This is a genomic window from Caldimonas hydrothermalis (assembly GCF_056746695.1).
In genome coordinates, this window is record NZ_JBWQXA010000001.1 from 566,351 (window position 1) to 581,015 (window position 14,665).

The following is a 14,665-nucleotide window of genomic DNA, read 5'->3' on the forward strand; positions in this document are numbered from 1 at the left end:
GTGTGGGCGCGCCACCCGCTCAACCCGAGGATGATGCTCAAGACCTCCTCGCTGGAGGCCGTGCGCTCGCTGGTGGGCGTGGGCATCCCGGCGCCGCCCGACTCCCTCTACCGCCCCTGGACGTTGGACGCCGAGCATGTGGAGCTGCGCCCGCTGCGCGACGAGCCGTCCACGGTGGACGTGGGGCTGGTGTGGCGCCGCGGCCTCGCGCTCAAGCCGGCGTCGGAATTCATCGACGTCGCGCACGCGCGGCCGCCGGCACGCCCCCTGACCCCCGGGTCAGCCGCCCTGGGCCACGCGGCCGCGCACCAGCGGCCCGCACACACGGGCCACCTCGGCCAGCCAGCGCTCCAGCGCTTCGGGGTAGGCCTGACCCGGCTCCAGGCGCCAGCGCCGGCGCAGTTCGCGCGAGACGGTGCGCACCTGCCACGCGGCCTCGCGTGCAATCAGGCTGAGCTCGGCCAGCAGCCGGGGTTCGAGCGCATCGCCCCCCAGCCATTGCAGCTGCTCGGGACTGGCGCCCGCGCCGGCCAGCGCACGCCGGATCTCGGCCAGCCGCTCGGTGGTGCGTGCCAGCACCGCTGCCGGACCCTGTGCAGCCGCCACCGCGGCCCAGCCCTGCAGCAGCCCCTGCACCTCATTCAGCTCGCTCACGGGGTCGCCCACCGTGGCCGACGACGCCCGGGCCGGGCACTCGGCCAGCAGTTCGAGCAGCACCTGGGCCAACTCCTGGTCATAGCGGTGGCGGTTCATACGCAACGCCACCGACAGCCGCAGCTCGGGGTCGGTCGCGCCGCGCCCATGCATCGCCGTCACCACCTCGGCCAGCGAGAGGACGCGCCCCAGCGGGCTCATCTCCTCAGCGCTCAGGCCCCGCGGGTAGCCGCCACCATCAAGCTGCTCGTGGTGCTCGAGGATGGCGCTGACCACCTCGCGCGGATAGTCGTGGTGGCGCTCCACCAGCATGGCCGATGCCAGGGGATGGGCATAGAGCTGGCGGCGCTGCTCGGCGCTCAGGCGTTTCTCGGGCGCCATCAGCACCGGGTCGATGTAGAGCATGCCCAGGTCGTGCAGCAGTCCGGCTGCGCAGGCCAGCAGCACGTCGTGGCGCCGCGCCACCGGCGACCACGCCAGGTAGCCGGCCGTCAATGCCGTGAGCACGGCATGCTCGAAGACCTCGGGAAACGACTCGCGCGCCAGCGTCAGGCAAAAGCCGATGGGTGTGGGCAGGGGCAGGCTGCTCAGCGAGGCCAGCACCACCTCGCGCGCCTTGTGCCGCTCGCCCATGGCCGCGAACAGCGGCCAGCGTTCCAGCAGGGCCTCGGCGGTTTCGCGCAACACGCGCCCGTTCACCGCCGGATCGCTGGTCACGCAGTCTTCCATCGGCACGGTCAGGCGATGCGCCACCAGGCGCTCGTACATGCGCGCGTCCACGCGCACGCCGGCATCGAGCAGCTTCATGCCGCGCTCGTTGTAGATGGCCCGGGAGGTCAGCACCGGCCGTTTCTCACCCAGCTCCGTCACCGCCCGCACGTAGTGGCGGGCATCCAGCATCGCCTCACTCATCGCAACGCACCAGCCACAGGTCGCAGGGCGATTCCAGCGCGAGGTGCAGGCACACGCTGCCCAGCACCACGCGCTCCAGGGCCGAACGACTGCCCGCCGACAAGGCGATGAGGTCAACCCCGAGCGCTTCCGCCTGGGCGGCAATCACTGCCGGCGGGTAGCCGTGCACCACCTTGCACACCCCCGGCAGGTCGCTGTGGCCCACTTCGCGAGCCAGCGACTGCAGGGCCAGCTGCAACTCCGCCTGGGCACGACGATGCAACTCGTCCAGCCGGGTGGCCTCCACGCCCGCATAAGCCAGCTTGTTCTCGTAGGGCAGCTCGTAGGCGTGCAGCAGCACCGAATCCACCGTCGGCAGCAGCCGGCGCAGGCGCCGCACCGCCTTGCGAGACTCCGGCCCCAGGTCGGTGGGCAGCAGCATGCGCTCGTAGTGGCGTCCGCCGTACTCCCGCACCAGCAGCAGGTCGCAGGCCACGCTGTGCAGCAAGCGCTCGGCCGTGCTGCCCAGCACCGCCTCGGCCAGCCCGTGTTCGCCTCGGGCGCCGATCACGACGAGCTGGGCCCCACAGCCGGCCGCCTCGGCAGCCACCGCGGCCGCCGCCCGGCCCACCACCAGCCGGGTCGCCACGGCGCCGTCGAGCTCCTGCGCGCCCACCGCCTGCGCCGTCGCCTGCAGCCGGGTCTGCGCGGACTGCTGCAAGGCTTGTGCGTCAACTCCCGACACACCGGGCACCCAGGCTTGCAGCTGGCGCCACACCTCCCCGAGCACCGGCGGCTCATGCACATGCACCAGCACAAGCGGGGCACCGAGTTCGCGAGCGATGTGCGCGGCTCGGCCCACCGCCTGGTCGGCCGCCGGAGAGAAATCGGTCGCCGCCAGCACCGGCGGCACGGCCGTCGTGTTCATGCGGCTTCCTCCTTGGGGATGGGCATGGCCGCCAGGTCCTCGACCAGGCGCTCGGCGGTGAGGTCGGCGGCATCCCAGTAGGGCATGAGGATGCGGTCGACACCCGCCTGGCGCAAGCGGGCGGCGTCGCGTTCATTGTGGGCTGCGGCCGCCACCGGGACGTGAATGCCCCGCGCACGCAGCGCCTTGAACAGCGCCACGTTCAGTTCGGCCTCGCGCATCGTGCTCACCACCCAGCGCGCCTCGCGCAGCGGCAAGGTGTCGAGGAATTCACCGTCCTCGGCGTCACCAAAGACCACCGGCAACTCGGGCCGCTGGGCCTGCTGAACCACCTCGGGGTCGAAGTCCACGCCCAGCACCGACACCTGCGCTTCCAGCAGCCGACGCGCCAGGCGGCGGCCGTAGCGCCCCAGTCCGAACAGCACCACCTGGGCGGGCGCCCCGTCCAGCGGCTGGCCTTCCAGGGCCAGTTCACGCTCCGGCCGGCGCCGCTCGAAGACACCCAGCCAAGGGGCCAGGTGCTGGTAGAGGGCCTGCGAGTACAGGATCATGTAGGTGGACAGGCCGATGGTCACCAGGCCCACCATCGTCACCAGGCTCAGCGCCTCGTTGTTCACATGCCCGAGGCCGATGCCCATGGCCACGAAGATGATGGAGAACTCGCTGATCTGCGCCACCGTCAGGCCGGCCAGGAAACCCGTGCGCTTGCGATAGCCCATCCAGCCCATGATGGCCATCACGATGAGCGGATTGCCCACCAGCACGAAGACCGACAGCACCACCGCCTCGGGGATCTGCGCGCCCAGGGCGCTCAGGTCGAGCTTGGCGCCCAGGTCGATGAAGAAGAAGAGCAGCAGGAAATCACGCAGCGGCGTGAGCCGGCTCGACAAGGCCTCACGGTAGGCGTTCGACGCCAGCGAGAAGCCCGCCAGGAAGGCGCCGATCTCCTTGCTGAAGCCCAGCGCCTCGCCCGCCGCCGCAAAGCCGGTGCCCCAGGCCACGGCAAACAGCAGCAGCAGCTCCTGCGAGGCGGCAATGCGCGGCATCAGGCGCGGCAGCACGTAGCGCATCAGCACGGCCACCACGGCCACGGCCGCTGCCACCTTCAGGCCGATCTCGCCCAGGGCCAGCCACCACACCTGGTCGCCGCCGGCGCGCTGGCTGCCCAGCACCATCATCGCGATCACCACCGCAATGTCCTGCACGATCAGGAAGCCCATCGCGATGCGCCCGTGCAGCGTGTCGATCTCGCGCTTGTCCGACAGCAGCTTGACGATGATGATCGTGCTCGAGAACGTGAGCGCCACCGCCACGTACAGCGCCGTCATCGTGTTCATGCCGAAGGCCAGCGCGATCAGGAAGCCGATCACGATGGTGAAGAAGAGCTGCCCCAGGCCGGTGGCCAGCGCCACCGCGCCGAGGTGGCGCACGAGCTGCAGGTCGAGCTTGAGGCCCACGACGAAGAGCAGCACCGTGATGCCGATCTGCGCGAGCAGGTCGATCTCGTCATGGGCACTGACCCAGCCCAGCAGGGCCGGGCTCACCGCGATGCCCAAAACGATGTAGGCCAGGATCAAGGGCTGGCGCAGCCGCAGCGCCACCAGGCCCACGCCGGCGGCCAGCAGCAGCAGTCCTGCGAACTCCTGGTAGATCCCCGTCATCGCCCTCCCCGGCCTGGCATGCAGGGCGAAGGCTACCGCAGGCGGGCCAGGGGCGCAGCACCGACCCCGCGTTGGGATCGGGCTTGCGCCAGATCAAGACCGAGCGAGGGCGCTCAGTACTTCACCATCCATGCCGCGTCACGGTGTAGTCCTCCAGCGCATACATGCTCATGTCCTTGCCATAGCCGCTGGAAAACTCAATATTGCTCGCCTGAGCCATCTTGTTTGTCGATAGATACGGGTTATCCCTAGTTTTTGCGCCGCAGCAGGGCGCCCGACGGGCCAGCGCACCCGCCCGGTGCCCCCCCCCGGGGGACGCGGACCCGCCGCGCCGACGGCCCCAGCCCGCGCCGGGGGTCGCGCCACCCCTCCTGCGGCGCGGCCACCCCGCGCACCGCCCTGCCCAGGAGGCGGCGTGGCGGGTTGACGTCGCATACCCCGAGGAACTTTCCACACGAATGTCCTCTCCTGTCCACACAGCAGGGGGCCAGGTCGATGCGCCGTCTGGTGGGACCGGCCAATTGGGGGCACACTCATTGCAAGGGATCCGCCACAAATTGCGCCGGCTTTGTCCCCCTGTTCGAGGCTTGCTTTTGCCGCTTGTGGTTTCATGCTGGAAGCACAGACGCCAAACGCAAGCCCCGCTGCAGCGCCCAAGGCGCTGGGCGCCGAACCCAAGGAGGTGTCGATGGACGTCATCAGCAACTTCGCCGCACGCTACGAGCGCACCCGCGAAGAGGAATACACCCTCCAGGAGTACCTGGAGATCTGCCGGCGCGACCCCATGGCCTACGCCACCGCCGCCGAGCGCATGCTCGCGGCCATTGGCGAGCCGCAGATGGTGGACACGCGCAACGACCCCCGCCTGTCGCGCATCTTCGCGAACAAGGTCATCAAGCTGTACCCCGCCTTCCGCGAGTTCTACGGCATGGAAGACGCCATCGAGCAGGTGGTGAGCTACTTCCGCCATGCCGCGCAGGGCCTGGAGGAGAAAAAGCAGATCCTCTACCTGCTCGGCCCCGTGGGCGGTGGCAAGAGCTCGATTGCCGAGCGGCTCAAGCAGCTCATGGAGCACGTGCCCTTCTACGCCATCAAGGGCTCGCCGGTGAACGAATCCCCGCTGGGCCTGTTCGACCCTGACGAGGACGGCCCCATCCTCGAGAAGGAGTATGGCATCCCGCGCCGCTACCTGCAGCGCATCCTCTCGCCCTGGGCCGTGAAAAGGCTCGAGGAGTTCGGCGGCGACATCCGCCAGTTCAAGGTGGTCAAGCGCTATCCGAGCGTGCTCAAGCAGATCGCGATCGCCAAGACCGAACCGGGCGACGAGAACAACCAGGACATCTCCTCGCTGGTGGGCAAGGTCGACATCCGCAAGCTCGAAACCTTTGCGCAGGACGACCCCGACGCCTACGCCTTCTCCGGCGGCCTGTGCCTGGCCAACCAGGGCCTGCTCGAGTTCGTCGAGATGTTCAAGGCGCCCATCAAGGTGCTGCACCCGCTGCTCACCGCCACCCAGGAGGGCAACTTCAAGGGCACCGAAGGCTTCGGCGCCATCCCCTTTGACGGCATCATCCTGGCGCACAGCAACGAAAGCGAATGGAAGGCCTTCCGCAACAACAAGAACAACGAGGCCTTTCTCGACCGCATCTACATCGTCAAGGTGCCTTACTGCCTGCGCGTGAGTGAGGAGATCAAGATCTACGAGAAGCTCATCCGCAACTCCTCGCTGGCCCAGGCGCCCTGCGCCCCCGGCACGCTGAAGATGATGGCGCAGTTCTCGGTGCTCACCCGCCTGAAGGAGCCGGAGAACTCCAGCATCTTCAGCAAGATGCAGGTCTATGACGGCGAAAGCCTCAAGGACACCGACCCCAAGGCCAAGTCCATCCAGGAGTACCGCGACTACGCCGGCGTCGACGAGGGCATGAGCGGCATCTCCACCCGCTTTGCCTTCAAGATCCTGTCCAAGGTGTTCAACTTCGATCCCGCCGAGGTGGCCGCCAACCCGGTGCACCTGATGTACGTGCTCGAGCAGCAGATCGAGCGCGAGCAATTCCCCAAGGAGGTCGAGGAAAAGTACATCGCCTACATCAAGGAGCTGCTGGCGCCTCGCTATGCCGAATTCATCGGCAAGGAGATCCAGACGGCCTATCTCGAGAGCTACTCCGAGTACGGCCAGAACATCTTCGACCGCTACGTCACCTACGCCGACTACTGGATCCAGGACCAGGAATACCGCGACCCGGACACCGGCGAGATCTTCGACCGCGCCTCGCTGAACGCGGAGCTGGAGAAGATCGAGAAGCCCGCGGGCATCAGCAACCCCAAGGACTTCCGCAACGAGATCGTCAACTTCGTGCTGCGCGCGCGCGCCAACAACAACGGCAAGAACCCCAACTGGACCAGCTACGAGAAGCTGCGCACGGTGATCGAGAAGAAGATGTTCTCCAACACCGAGGAGTTGCTGCCGGTCATCAGCTTCAACGCCAAGTCCAGCGCCGACGAGCAGAAAAAGCACGAGGACTTCGTCAACCGCATGGTCCAGAAGGGCTACACGCCCAAGCAGGTGCGCCTGCTGTGCGAGTGGTACCTGCGCGTGCGCAAGAGTTCGTGAACCGGACGGCCCGAAAAACGGTCCAAACACCATCACGACACGAGGACAGCTTCATGCCCACCCTGCAGCAGATCATCGATCGACGCCTGTCGGGCAAGAACAAGTCCATCGGCAACCGCGAGCGTTTCCTGCGCCGCTACCGCCAACAGATCCGCGAGGCGGTGCGCAAGGCCGTCTCAGGCCGGGGCATCCGCAACCTCGAACAGGGCGAGGACATCATCCTGCCGCGGCGCGACGTCTCCGAGCCGGTCTTCGGCCACGCCCAGGGCGGCGAGCGCGAATACGTGCACCCGGGCAACCGCGAGTACGTCAAGGGCGACCGCATCGAGCGGCCGCAAGGCGGTGGCGGCAGCGGCGGCGGCTCGCAGGCCAGCGACTCCGGCGAGGGCGAGGACGACTTCGTCTTCCACCTCACCAAGGAGGAGTTCATGCAGGTCTTCTTCGAGGACCTGGCCCTGCCCCACCTCGTCCGCACCCAGCTCGCCGAGGTGCCCGAGTGGAAAAGCCACCGCGCCGGCTTCACCACCGACGGCACGCCGGCCAATCTGCACGTCGTGCGCTCGATGCGCGGGGCGCTGGCCCGGCGCATCGCCCTGGGTGGCGAGACCCGCCGGGAGATCCGCCAGCTCGAGGCCCGGCTGCTGCACCTGAGGTCGCATCCGCATGCCGGCGAGGCCCTGATCCAGAAGGAAATCCGCGACACCGAGGCCCTGCTGGAGGCGTTGCGCGCCAAGGCCCGCCGCGTGCCCTACCTCGACCCGATCGACCTGCGCTACCGCAACCGGGTCCGGGTGCCCGTGCCCAGCGCCAAGGCCGTGATGTTCTGCCTGATGGACGTCTCGGGCTCGATGGACGAGCAGCGCAAGGACATGTCCAAGCGCTTCTTCATGCTGCTGTACCTCTTCCTGACACGGCACTACGAGAAGATCGACCTGGTCTTCATCCGCCACCATACCCAGGCTGCCGAGGTCACCGAGGACGAGTTCTTCCACGCCACCGAGACCGGCGGCACCGTGGTGTCGAGCGCGCTGCACCTGATGCACGAGATCATCCGCGCGCGCTACCCCAGCAGCGAATGGAACATCTACGGCGCCCAGGCCAGCGACGGCGACAACTGGCACCACGACAGCGGCCGCTGCCGCCAGTTGCTGGACGAGCAGATCCTGCCGCTGGTGCGCTACTACGCCTACGTGCAGGTGGCTGAAGCCGAGCAGAACCTTTGGGAGGAGTACACCCAGTTGCTCGAGATCCACCCCCACTTCGCGATGCGCAAGGTGGCCGAGGCCTCCGACATCTACCCGGTGTTCCGTGAGCTGTTTCGCAAGGAGGGAGCCCCCGCATGAACGCCGACCGCCCCCGCGAACGCCTGCCCAGCCCGCCGGACTGGACCTTCGAGCTGATCGAGCAGTACCACTCCGAGATCGAGCGCGTGGCCCACCAGACCTACCAGCTCGACACCTACCCCAACCAGCTCGAGATCATCACGGCCGAGCAGATGATGGATGCCTACGCCTCGGTGGGCATGCCCGTGATCTACCGTCACTGGTCCTACGGCAAGCAGTTCATCGCCACCGAAAAGAGCTACCGGCGCGGCCACATGGGGCTGGCCTATGAGATCGTCATCAACTCCGACCCCTGCATCGCCTACCTGATGGAAGAAAACACCATGGCCATGCAGGCCCTGGTGATCGCCCACGCCGCCTACGGGCACAACAGCTTCTTCAAGGGCAACTACCTGTTCCGCATGTGGACGGACGCCTCGTCCATCATCGACTACCTCGTCTACGCGAAGAACTACATCGCCGAATGCGAGGAGCGCCACGGCGTCGAGGCGGTGGAGGATTTGCTCGACTCCTGCCACGCGCTGATGAACTATGGCGTCGATCGTTACCGCCGCCCGCAAAAGCTCTCGCTGTCGCAGGAGCAGGCCCGCCGCGAGGAACGCGAGCACTACCTGCAGCAGCAGGTCAACGACCTGTGGCGCACCCTGCCGCGGCGCGGCGACCGCGCCAGCGAGGACGAGGCTGCCTCGCGCCGCTTCCCAAGCGAGCCCCAGGAGAACATCCTCTACTTCATCGAGAAGAATGCCCCGCTGCTCGAGCCCTGGCAGCGCGAGGTCGTGCGCATCGTGCGCAAGATCGCGCAGTACTTCTACCCGCAGCGCCAGACCCAGGTGATGAACGAGGGCTGGGCCACCTTCTGGCACTACACCCTGCTCAACACCCTGTACGACGAAGGCCTGCTGGCCGACGGCTTCATGATGGAGTGGCTGCAGTCGCACACCAACGTGATCTTCCAGCCCCCGGTGGGGCACCGCGCCTACAGCGGCATCAACCCCTACGCCCTGGGCTTTGCGATGTTCAGCGACCTCAAGCGCATCTGCGAACAGCCCACCGAGGAAGACCGCCGCTGGTTCCCCGACATCGCCGGCAGCCCCTGGCTGCCCACGCTCGACTATGCGATGCGCAACTTCAAGGACGAAAGCTTCGTCGGCCAGTTCCTCAGCCCCAAGGTGATGCGCGACTTCCGCCTGTTCGCAATCCGCGACGACGAGGACGAGCCCGAGCTGGAGGTCTCGGCCATCCATGACGACAGCGGCTACCGGGCCCTGCGCGAATCGCTGTCACGCCAGTACGACCTGAACCACCGCGAGCCCAACATCCAGGTCTGGAGCGTCAACCTGCGCGGCGACCGCTCGCTCACCCTGCGCCACACCCAGCACCACAACCGTCCGCTGCACGACAGCGCCCAGGAGGTGCTCAAGCACGTCGCCCGCCTGTGGGGCTTCGACGTGCACCTGGACAGCGTGGACGACCAGGGCCGCGTCACCAAGCAATGGACGGCGGTGGCGCCCAAGCACTGAGGGCTCAAGGCGCTCCCAGCTCCCACACCCAGGCTGGCGGCGCGTTGCGCCACACCACGGTGCGCTTGCGCCACGCCAGGCCCTCGCCCAATTGCAGGTCGAAGGGCGCGCGCGGCTGGTAGGTGTACTGGATCAGGCGCCGCTGCGGCCGCGCCCGCAGGAAGCGCTCGATCGCGCGGCTGCTGCCATCGCGCCAGCGCGGCGGCAGCGAACGAAAGGGCAGCGAGGACACCAGCACCACCGGCTCTTCCCCTTCGGGCCAAGCCTCGAGCACCTCGTGGGCCGGCGCCTGCAACACCGTCATGCCCGCAAAGCGCTCGCGCAACCGATGGGCCAGCTCGGGTTGCAGCTCCACCACCGTGGTCGGCACCTCGGGGTGACGCTCACACAAGGCCTCGGTGATCGCCCCGGTGCCGGCGCCGAGCTCGACGATGCGCCCGGCGCCGTCGGCACCCTGGGCCATCGCCTGCGCCAGGTGGCGAGACGAGGGCCAGATCGCGCCGACCATCGTCGGCCGCGCAAAGGCCAGCATCATGAAGGCGGTGGCTGCTCGCATGCGTATCGACCAACCCGTGTGATGGCGATCCGGTCACTGTAGGGCCTGTCCGCCCCGTCCGCAAGGGCCTGGAAACCAAGCCTTACCAATCGAAGATCTTGCCCGGGTTCATGATGTTCTTCGGGTCCAACGCGCGCTTGATCGCACGCATCAAGGCCACGGCGCTTTCGCCCGCTTCCTCGCGCAGAAAGCCCATTTTGTGCAGACCGATGCCATGTTCGCCGGTGCAAGTGCCTTCCAGGCGCAGCGCGCGCGCGACGAGCTGCTGGTTCAGCCGCTCGGCCAGCTCGCGCTCCTCGGGGCGGGCCGGGTCGATCAGATAGCCCACATGGAAATTGCCATCGCCCACATGGCCCACGATGAAATACGGCAGGCCCGCTGCGTCGGCCTCGGCCGCCGTTTGCAGCAAACACTCGGCCAGGCGCGAGATCGGCACGCAGGCATCGGTGGTCACCGCGCGACAGCCCGGCTTCATCTGCAACGCCGCGAAATAGGCATGGTGACGCGCCGTCCACAGCTTCGTGCGCTCCTCGGGCGTTGTGGCCCACTGGAAGTCTTCACCGCCGTGCTCACTGGCGATCTCCTGCACGGTCTGCGCCTGCTCCTGCACGCCGGCTGGACTGCCGTGGAACTCCATCAGCAGCATCGGGCCCTCGCGCAGCATGAGCTTGTCATGGCGGTTCACCGCGCGCACGGCGTTGGTGTCCAGCAGCTCGCAGCGTGCGATCGGCACGCCCATCTGGATGATCTGGATGGTCGTGTTCACCGCCGCCTCCAGCGAGGGGAAGGAACACACCGCCGCCGACACCGCCTCGGGCTGCGGGTACAGGCGCAGCGTGATCTCGGTCATCACACCCAGCGTGCCCTCACTGCCCACGAACAGGCGCGTGAGGTCGTAGCCCGCGCTGGACTTGCGCGCGCGCGTGCCGGTGTGCACCACCTCGCCCGAGGCCGTCACCACCGTCAGCCCCAGCACGTTCTCGCGCATCGTGCCGTAGCGCACCGCGTTCGTGCCCGAGGCCCGCGTGGCGCTCATGCCGCCAATCGAGGCATCGGCGCCCGGGTCGATCGGAAAGAACAGTCCGGTATGGCGGATCTCGTTGTTGAGCTGTGTGCGCGTCACACCCGCCTGCACCGTCACGGTCAGGTCCTCGGCGTTCACCGCCAGCACGCGATTCATGCGCGACAGGTCGATGCTCACCCCACCCTGCACCGCCAGCAGATGGCCTTCCAGCGAGGAACCTACCCCATAGGGAATCACCGGCACCGCGTGCGCGTCGGCCAGCTTCACCACCTCGGCCACCTCCTCGGTGCTTTCGGCAAACACCACCACATCGGGCGGCGGCACGTCGAAGGGCGACTCATCGCGCCCGTGCTGCTCACGCACCGCCTGGGCCGTGGAACACCGGTCCCCCAACCGCGCCTTCAGCGCCTCGATCATCGCCACCGGCACCGGGCGGGGTTCATACGTAGGCAGCACGTGGCCGGGCAAGGGGGCGTTCATGGCGGGTCTCCTCTCCGGCATCCAGGCCGGAGATACACACATTACAAGCGTTTACTTTAAGCCGCCTGAATCCGGGGCACATCCGGATCGCCCACACGGCAAACTATGGATCGGCATTTCGGAGCCTCACAGGGAGAACACATGAACATCGACCGCCAAGGTCTGGTCCAGGATCCGCGCGTGCGCCTGGCCATCAGCCCGAACATCGAACGCGGCCCCATGACGCTGGTGCGTGGCATCGTGGTCCACCAGACCGACAGCCCCACGGCCACCTCCACCCTCAACAGCTATCGATCGCCCGGCGCCCATGGCGCGCACTTCCTGATCGACCGCGACGGGACGATCTACCAGACGGCTTCCATACTGAAGGTGACGTGGCACGTCGGCCCCTTGCGAGCCCGTTGCCTGGCCGAACATCGCTGCGCCCCGACAGAGCTCCGCGCCCTGCGCCGTTTTGACCCCAAGGCGGAGCATCAGCGCGAGCGAGCCAAGGCCCACCCGGACCGCTACCCCTCCAATCAGGACGCCATCGGGATCGAAATCGTCGGTCAGGCGCTGCCCAAGAATGTTCCGCAGGAACAGCGCGTCTATGAAACGGTCACGCAGGCCCAGAACGCCTCGTTGAAATGGCTCGTCTCCGGGCTCTCGCTCTCGCTTGGCGTGGCCATGACCGAGGTGTTCCGCCACCCCGTGGTGTCCAGAAAGAACCCGACGGAAGCCGAGACCGCCGTATGGGAGTGATCGCGACTGGCAAAGCCCTCGTTGCCGCCGCGCTTCTCGCCGCGGCAGGCGCAGCGGCATCCCATCCACAGAAAGCGCAGGCCGATGAGGGCATTGAGCCAACCGTGTTTCCGTTGAACCTGCCGGATGTGCGCTGGGTGGTCATCACGGAAAACGCCCAACGCACCGCGCCCGAGGCCGATGCGGACCTGCGCTGCGACCGATTCAGCGTGACACAGCACGAAATCGCCACCTTTGTGCGCCGAGCCCAGGGAGTTTCAGCCCAGGATGCGATGCACCTGCTGAACTGGACACCCTGCCTTGCCTCCGGTCGCGTCGGCTTCGCCGACGGGCGCACAGGCCGCTGGTCCGTGAACCTGAGCCGCAAAGGCTGGCTGCTGATGGACGACGGCCAGGAGATCCACCTGTATTGCCCCCGATGCCGCCTTGCCGGCCAACGCCTGCCCTGAGTGGGCTCTCTCTGCAGTACGATGCCCCCATGGGCAACCGACTCACACAGATCGCCACGCGCACCGGCGACGATGGCACCACCGGGCTGGGCGACGGCAGCCGCGTGGCCAAGGACCACCTGCGCATCCAGGCCATGGGTGACGTGGACGAACTCAACTCGCACCTCGGCGTGCTGCTGGCCGAACCGCTGCCGCCGGCGGTGCGCGAGCTGCTGGTGGGCATCCAGCACGAGCTGTTCAACCTGGGCGGCGAGCTGTCGATGCCGGGCCACACGCTGCTGAAGGACACGGCCGTGCTGGCACTGGACGAGGCGCTGGCCGAGCACAACGCCGCCCTGCCCCGGCTCAAGGAGTTCATCCTGCCGGCCGGCACCCGCGCGGCCAGCCTGGCCCATGTGTGCCGCACCGTGGCGCGCCGCGCCGAACGCGCCGTGGTGGCACTGGCCGCGCACGAGCCGGTGAACGCCGCCCCGCGGCAATACCTCAACCGCCTGTCCGACCTGATGTTCGTGCTGGCCCGCGTGCTCAACCGCGCCCGGCTCGACGGCCTGGGCGGCGATGACGTCTACTGGCACAGCGAGCGCCTGAAGCGCGACGAAGAAGACTGAGGCCGCCGTTTCAGCTCACTTGCAGCGCCGCCACGTCCACCGTGACGTGGGCACGGCCGGTGGCCCCCAGCGCCGCGCGGGCGAAGGCCTGGGCCCAGTCGGCCTGCTGGAACTGCGCCGGGCCCACCGCCTGGGCGATGGACAGCAGCTTGTCCACGATCAGCACCTTGCCGCTGGCGCGCAGGGGTTCGCACTCATGCGCCACGAACTCGGCATCGAGCCACTGGCGGGCCTCGTCATGGCTCATCGGGCCCGCGTCGGGCACCACGCGAGCTTCTTCGCCGGACCCGAACTTCACCACCACCTCACTGCGCATCGCGGTCTCCTGGTCGAATCAGCCCCCATCATAAAAAAGAAGCCCGCCAACTCCCCAGGGAATGTGGCGGGCCGATCCACCCGGAGGTGGTCTGCTGAGGGAAAACGCTGCCGCCGCAGGCGGCATGCCGTGATTTCACCGCCTCCCGCCAGGCGGTGCCAGCCTTCTTGCCAGCCCTTACCTTCCTTACACCTGGATGCGAGCGGCAGGCTCAGGCCGGCACGACGATGTCCCGCCGGGTGAGCCAGCGCACCGGGGCGCCGGCCGGCGCCGGCTGCAGCCGCATTTCCACCTCGGCCCGGTCGGCCGGGCCGAGCCGCCGGAACAGGACGTCGCGCTCGTTGGCCTCGTCGCCGGCCACGAACCACTGCGACACCCGCTCGCCGAAGCTCGGGTGCAACACCTTCACGTGGATGTGGGGCGCGCGGCCCGGGTAGGCCACCGGACGGATGCTGCGGAAGCGGAAAGCCCCCTGCGCATCGCTGCGCGTCGCGCCAAAGCCCTGGAAGCCGGCGTCCACCCGGGGCCCGGCGCCGCGCGGATGGTGGTAGCTGCCATAGGCGTCACATTGCCAGATTTCAATCACGGCACCATCGATGAGGCGCCCGTTCACATCCACCACCACGCCGCCGATGTCCAGCCATTCGCCCTGCGCGGTGGCGCCCTGGCCGCTCACGCGGGTCAGGTCGGCATCGTCGTCCAGCGGCCGACGCACCGGGTAGAGGGGCCCTTCGGTCATGGCCGGCAGCCCCCGGCGCGACGAGGCCAGCGCCGGCCCGGCCAGCCAGGCGGCGGCAAGTCCCACGCCGGTGGCCAGGTGGCGCCGACGCTGCGGCCAGACAAGACGGGACGAGGACATGGCAGGCTCCGGCAGGGCGATCGT

The 14,665-nt window shown here is 68.0% G+C and carries 13 protein-coding genes; 6 read left to right on the top strand and 7 right to left on the bottom strand.

What is annotated here, in order from left to right; translation table 11 throughout:
* Window positions 1–279: 279 nt before the first annotated feature.
* From AC1ECW_RS02820 to AC1ECW_RS02830, 3 genes are read right to left on the bottom strand one after another with little or no spacing between them, the layout of a single operon-like run.
* Window positions 280–1,566 carry an HD-GYP domain-containing protein gene (locus AC1ECW_RS02820; RefSeq protein WP_481201147.1) on the bottom strand — a complete coding sequence of 429 codons (1,287 nt, stop codon included), beginning with the start codon at window positions 1,564–1,566 and terminating at the stop codon, window positions 280–282.
* On the bottom strand, window positions 1,559–2,473 hold the full coding sequence (locus AC1ECW_RS02825) for a universal stress protein (RefSeq protein ID WP_481201148.1): 915 nt from the start codon (window positions 2,471–2,473) through the stop codon (window positions 1,559–1,561). Before AC1ECW_RS02825 ends, AC1ECW_RS02820 begins: the two co-directional genes overlap by 8 nt.
* A complete protein-coding gene (locus AC1ECW_RS02830; protein WP_481201149.1) occupies window positions 2,470–4,134 on the bottom strand; it encodes a cation:proton antiporter in 1,665 nt (554 codons plus the stop codon). The genes AC1ECW_RS02825 and AC1ECW_RS02830 overlap by 4 nt, the downstream gene beginning before the upstream one ends.
* A gap of 688 nt (window positions 4,135–4,822) precedes the next feature.
* Here AC1ECW_RS02830 and AC1ECW_RS02835 point away from each other — a divergent pair.
* From AC1ECW_RS02835 to AC1ECW_RS02845, 3 genes are read left to right on the top strand one after another with little or no spacing between them, the layout of a single operon-like run.
* Complete coding sequence (locus AC1ECW_RS02835; RefSeq protein WP_409702693.1) at window positions 4,823–6,745, top strand: PrkA family serine protein kinase; 1,923 nt, start codon at window positions 4,823–4,825, stop codon at window positions 6,743–6,745.
* Between the two features lie 53 nt (window positions 6,746–6,798).
* Entirely contained in the window at window positions 6,799–8,088 is a 1,290-nt protein-coding gene (locus tag AC1ECW_RS02840; protein WP_481201150.1) for a YeaH/YhbH family protein, read from the top strand.
* Window positions 8,085–9,608 (top strand): SpoVR family protein, encoded by a 1,524-nt coding sequence (locus AC1ECW_RS02845; RefSeq protein WP_481201151.1) that lies wholly within the window; start codon window positions 8,085–8,087, stop codon window positions 9,606–9,608. The genes AC1ECW_RS02840 and AC1ECW_RS02845 overlap by 4 nt, the downstream gene beginning before the upstream one ends.
* Before the next feature lie 4 nt (window positions 9,609–9,612).
* Here the strand turns inward: AC1ECW_RS02845 and AC1ECW_RS02850 are convergent, their stop codons facing one another.
* Together AC1ECW_RS02850 and AC1ECW_RS02855 are read right to left on the bottom strand one after the other, a co-directional pair.
* Window positions 9,613–10,164, bottom strand: a complete 552-nt coding sequence (locus AC1ECW_RS02850) for a class I SAM-dependent methyltransferase (RefSeq protein WP_409702699.1) — start codon at window positions 10,162–10,164, stop codon at window positions 9,613–9,615.
* An 82-nt stretch (window positions 10,165–10,246) separates the two neighbouring features.
* Complete coding sequence (locus AC1ECW_RS02855) at window positions 10,247–11,668, bottom strand: FAD-binding oxidoreductase (RefSeq protein WP_481201152.1); 1,422 nt, start codon at window positions 11,666–11,668, stop codon at window positions 10,247–10,249.
* Between the two features lie 141 nt (window positions 11,669–11,809).
* Between AC1ECW_RS02855 and AC1ECW_RS02860 the strand changes: the two genes are divergently transcribed.
* The 3 genes from AC1ECW_RS02860 to AC1ECW_RS02870 are packed head-to-tail and all read left to right on the top strand — an operon-like array spanning window position 11,810 to window position 13,466.
* Window positions 11,810–12,409 carry a peptidoglycan recognition protein family protein gene (locus tag AC1ECW_RS02860; protein WP_481201153.1) on the top strand — a complete coding sequence of 200 codons (600 nt, stop codon included), beginning with the start codon at window positions 11,810–11,812 and terminating at the stop codon, window positions 12,407–12,409.
* Window positions 12,400–12,858: a hypothetical protein gene (locus AC1ECW_RS02865; protein WP_481201154.1), complete on the top strand. Its 459-nt coding sequence runs from the start codon at window positions 12,400–12,402 to the stop codon at window positions 12,856–12,858. Before AC1ECW_RS02860 ends, AC1ECW_RS02865 begins: the two co-directional genes overlap by 10 nt.
* A gap of 29 nt (window positions 12,859–12,887) precedes the next feature.
* A complete protein-coding gene (locus AC1ECW_RS02870; protein WP_481201155.1) occupies window positions 12,888–13,466 on the top strand; it encodes a cob(I)yrinic acid a,c-diamide adenosyltransferase in 579 nt (192 codons plus the stop codon).
* 10 nt (window positions 13,467–13,476) lie between these two features.
* On the opposite strand, the gene AC1ECW_RS02875 is transcribed toward AC1ECW_RS02870, so the two are convergent.
* Both AC1ECW_RS02875 and AC1ECW_RS02880 read right to left on the bottom strand, forming a co-directional pair.
* On the bottom strand, window positions 13,477–13,782 hold the full coding sequence (locus tag AC1ECW_RS02875; protein ID WP_481201156.1) for a hypothetical protein: 306 nt from the start codon (window positions 13,780–13,782) through the stop codon (window positions 13,477–13,479).
* A 211-nt stretch (window positions 13,783–13,993) separates the two neighbouring features.
* Window positions 13,994–14,641: a dioxygenase family protein gene (locus tag AC1ECW_RS02880; RefSeq protein ID WP_481201157.1), complete on the bottom strand. Its 648-nt coding sequence runs from the start codon at window positions 14,639–14,641 to the stop codon at window positions 13,994–13,996.
* Between the last annotated feature and the right edge of the window lie 24 nt (window positions 14,642–14,665).